Origin of the sequence: Citrobacter sp. S46_ASV_140 (assembly GCF_018919545.1) — a bacterium.
GTDB classification, from domain to species: Bacteria; Pseudomonadota; Gammaproteobacteria; order Enterobacterales; family Enterobacteriaceae; genus Citrobacter; species Citrobacter braakii.
Window position 1 is genome coordinate 1 of the sequence record NZ_JAHLRC010000198.1, and the last position, 4,303, is coordinate 4,303.

Here is a 4,303-nt window from a genome sequence, read left to right on the forward strand (position 1 = left end):
CTTTAACTGCGCGCCATAAAAGGTAAAACCATCGTTCAGGGTATTGTAGGACTGGGTTTTACCGATAAGAATATCTGATTTAATCGATTTTATCGCATGTGTTAACAGCAGGTTATTGCTCTCAAACTTTTCTCCCTGATATGCATATCCCCTACCCAACAGGACCCATTCGCCGATATTGATCTGGCCTTCGATGTTACCGTATGTTGTCCGATCCTGGTCAGTAGATTTTGACGTATTAAGATCATAGGCGAGTTTGAAACCGGTACTGCCATAATCCCAGGTGCCGCCTTCCTTTTTTGAATCTATAAAGCCAGCCTGAGGCATATCGATTGATAACTCCTGCAAGGAAGGATCAAATTTTACCCGACTGTTCTTTTCTTTATCGATAAGATAGCAGTTGCGTGCGGGATTAAGATACTGTTTATAGAATTCTTTATTAATATGAATATTTTGTTCCTGTAACCATTTATCAGAAAGGCAAATATGCTCAGCATCATCATTGCTGATAGCTAATTCTACAGAGGCCGCTGTCTTGGAGCCATTAAATAGTAAATCGACAACATAGTTTCCGGGTATGTTTTGCCCGGTATTCTTCAACACCTCAGGTACATCTTTACTGCCACCACGGATAAAACTGTAGTTAAAATCGTCGGCAAGAATTTCATTCGACCATAAATGAAAAATGATAGCGACACATAATACTTTTATCTTCATTTTAAAACCTTGCCGACATGTATCTTATTTAAGAAGGGAGCGGTAACTCCCTTTTAATCAAAAGATAATTATTTATAGGTTACGACATAGCTTGCAGATGCATTGAATGGGCCTGCAGTCAGAGCTGCGGTCGGTTTTGCAAGTACTGCACTATAATCAAAAGATTTAACACCTCCCGCAGCAGTATAATCAAAAGAGGTTTGCCCTTGTTTGATATAAGAATTAGTACCTGTCTGGGTGGCGTTGGTTGCTGCAACCAACAAATAAGCGTTAGTTCCCCCAGTAGCGGCGTTACTAATACCTGCCGCAGCCAGCGTGGAGGATGTCCAGGCTACATTAGCAGAAGTTTTAGCAAGGCAAGTCGCATCTTGAGGTACCAACTTAAATTGGACAGGAGTACCATTTTTGGTTGATGTATTTGAAAGAACACCTAAATTAACATTTGAAATATCCCCACCAGCATTATCTTTCAAAGAAAGATCGCAAGTAGCAGTCGAAACACTACCCGTAAAGTTTACAGTACCGCTGTTTGGCGCAGCCATAGCATTAGACGCTACACCCAGAACTGCCACAATTGCCGAACCTAAAATCAGCTTTTTCATTTTATACTCCATTAATAGGCTTAATTCTTAAGTCAAGCTCATAACAATCTTAATGAGCGAGACAGAATATATTGTTCTGGAAACTCTCTGGCAAACCCCAAAATAGCAATCGTTACTTTTTTATCGGTTTTTTTTATTTGCGATTCGGTTAATTGTATTGTTTCAATTTTTATAACTAACTCTTTTATTTTCAATAGAGCTGATAAAAATAGAAAAAGGTGGCAGTAAATTCCTCATTACAATGCTCTTTCAGGATAAAAAAATAAAAAGACGCTTTTTTTTATTGACTGGATCTGATTTTCATTTAAATGTCATTTATTTAAGCGGATAGTGACTGGGGGAAACGTGAATAAGATATACGCGATAAAAAAGAACAGTAAAGGTGAGGCGGTTGTCGTTTCAGAAGTCAGTGAAGGTATAAGGAAGAACATCACTCCACGAGTATCAATAAGCGTACTGCTAGTGAGTATGTTGGGGATATTATGTTCTGCTGCATCAAATGCTTCTGTTGTCAGCAGTGGGGTTAATTATCAAACATATCGCGATTTCGCTGAAAATAAAGGCTCGTTTAAACCAGATGCAGAAAACATCCCGCTATATGATAAAAATGGAAATGTCGTCACCACGTTAAATAAAGCGCCCATGATAGATTTCAGTTCTAATGACAGGACTGGGGTTGCTACATTAGTTGCGCCACAATATATCGTCAGCGTTAAGCACAATGTGGGCTATAAAAAGGTGAAGTTTGGTTACAACGACGACACTACCTACACCCTGGTTGACAGAAATAACCACAAGCGAGACTTCCATACCCCCCGACTAAACAAAATTGTGACAGAGGTTAGCGCTCTGGATATGACTGACGCGGGAACGGCCAAAGGCACATATCAGAATCAGGAACGGTTCCCCGTTTTCTATCGGGTCGGTACGGGAACGCAATATGTAAAAGATGAGAGTGGTAAACTGACTAAGCTGTCAGGGGCATACTCGTATAAAACCGGGGGGATCGTAAATCATCCGTTTATTTCGGACTGGAGTTTTGTCACTAATACAACAAATACGCCACTTTCCACCTATGGCACACCTGGCGACAGTGGTTCCCCACTTTTTGCCTGGGATGCTAAGCAAAATAAATGGGTTGTCACTGCCGTGCTCAATTCTTACGCGGGTGTGAATGGAAAAACTAACTGGTATACGATCATCCCTGTCGGAGATGTGGCTGATACCATGAAACAGGACGCTGATGCTCCCATTAAATCACAACAAAATGAGGGAGATATTCGCTGGTCATATGATGATAACACAGGCGTTGGCACATTAACCCAGGGTGCAGCCTCATGGTCAATGCATGGCAATTTCGGCCCTACTGCGCCAACCTCATTAAACAGCGGTAAAGATCTCACCTTCCAGGGCGGTGGCACCGTTGTATTAGAACATGCCGTTAACCAGGGTGCAGGAACGCTGACTTTTGATGACGATTATACGGTCAAACCGCTCGACTCTCAGACCTGGAAAGGTGGTGGGATCATTATCAACGGCGATCATAGCGTTGACTGGCAAGTAAATGGTGTTCAGGGCGATAACCTGCACAAACTTGGTGTCGGGACATTAAAAGTTAACGGCACGGGAATCAACCCCGGAGGGCTGAATGTTGGCGAAGGAACTGTCGTCCTGGCACAACGGCCGGATAGCGATGGTAATGTTCAGGCCTTTAATAATGTCAGTATTGTAAGCGGTCGCCCAACCGTTGTTTTAAGCGATGACAAACAGGTTAATCCCGATAATATCAAATGGGGCTATCGCGGCGGTAAGCTCGATATCAACGGTAACAGCCTCACCTTCCATCAGTTGAACGGCGCCGACGATGGGGCGATTCTGACCAACAGCGGGCGTCAGGCCTCCGTCAACCTGGATTTCAACAAGCCAGATGCCACGACGGCGGTTGCCAACGTCTGGCACGGCCATTTTACCGGTAATGTTGATGTTAAAAATACCGTGACGCCCGGAACGCAGAACGACTTTGTCATGGATGGTGGGATGAACACGGAGGGAAACTTCACCCAGCATAATGGCCGCCTGTTTATTCAGGGGCATCCGGTTGTACATGCCGTCAGTACTCAGGCTGTCGCGGATAAGCTGAAGGCGCTTGGCGACAATTCTGTCCTCACTCAGCCGGTTTCCTTTACCCAAAGTGACTGGGAGACCCGCCAGTTCAGCCTGAAACAGCTTAATCTTTACAATACTGATTTCAGTCTGGCGAGGAATGCCAGCCTCAATACAACGCTTTTTGCAGACCATTCTGCCGTGACGCTGGGTAGTGAAGATCTCTATATCGATCTCAATGACGGTAACGGTGTGAAAACCACGCCGTCATTCGGGCAGTCAAAAGCGACAAACGACGCCGATCGGAGCCGTTTCACCGGCCGCGTACAGCTGAATAACGGTTCTACTCTTAAGATTAATGAGCATTTTACCGGCGGGATTGACAGCGCAGACAGCTCGGTGACGGTGGCGTCCACCGATGCCGTTCTCAACCAGAAAAGCAGCTTCAGTCATTCATCGCTGTCGCTGGCGGATGGCGCGAAGCTGACGGCAACCTTGGGTCTGATTTCTGACAGTGAAGTGGCTGCCGGTGCGGGATCGACACTTTCGCTGTTGTCCGGACAGTACTCGGCTGAGCGCTGGCGCTTTAACGGCCAAGGCACCACGCTGAATGTCGGCACGGGTAGCGTAATAACGGGAAATATTCAGGCGAATGATACTGCCAACCTGAATTTTGGTACAGCAGAGGAAGCCAGTGAGAATCTGTTCACGGCTTATGGTGGCAACCTGAATGCGCCCCTCGCCGGTGCGACGATGACGAATACTCTCTGGCAGGCAGACGGACAGTCCATGGTGAAATCCCTCAACCTGGACGGTTCGCAAGTGCGCTTCAGCAAAGCCGGCTCACCAGGCTCTCTGACAGTAGACACCCTGACTGCAAG

At 45.6% G+C, this 4,303-nt stretch carries 3 protein-coding genes; 1 reads left to right on the forward strand and 2 read right to left on the reverse strand.

The features are described from left to right. Together KQJ19_RS22600 and KQJ19_RS22605 are read right to left on the reverse strand one after the other, a co-directional pair. Positions 1 to 717 (reverse strand): FimD/PapC N-terminal domain-containing protein (locus KQJ19_RS22600; RefSeq protein WP_216404192.1); only part of this gene is annotated, 717 nt, incomplete at its 3' end. A 68-nt stretch (positions 718 to 785) separates the two neighbouring features. Then, the gene (locus tag KQJ19_RS22605; protein WP_216404193.1) at positions 786 to 1,319 is read right to left on the reverse strand and encodes a fimbrial protein; all 534 of its coding nucleotides are present in this window, start codon (positions 1,317 to 1,319) and stop codon (positions 786 to 788) included. A gap of 345 nt (positions 1,320 to 1,664) precedes the next feature. Between KQJ19_RS22605 and KQJ19_RS22610 the strand changes: the two genes are divergently transcribed. Beyond that, on the forward strand, positions 1,665 to 4,303 hold a 2,639-nt coding region (locus KQJ19_RS22610), incomplete at its 3' end, for a S6 family peptidase (RefSeq protein ID WP_216404194.1).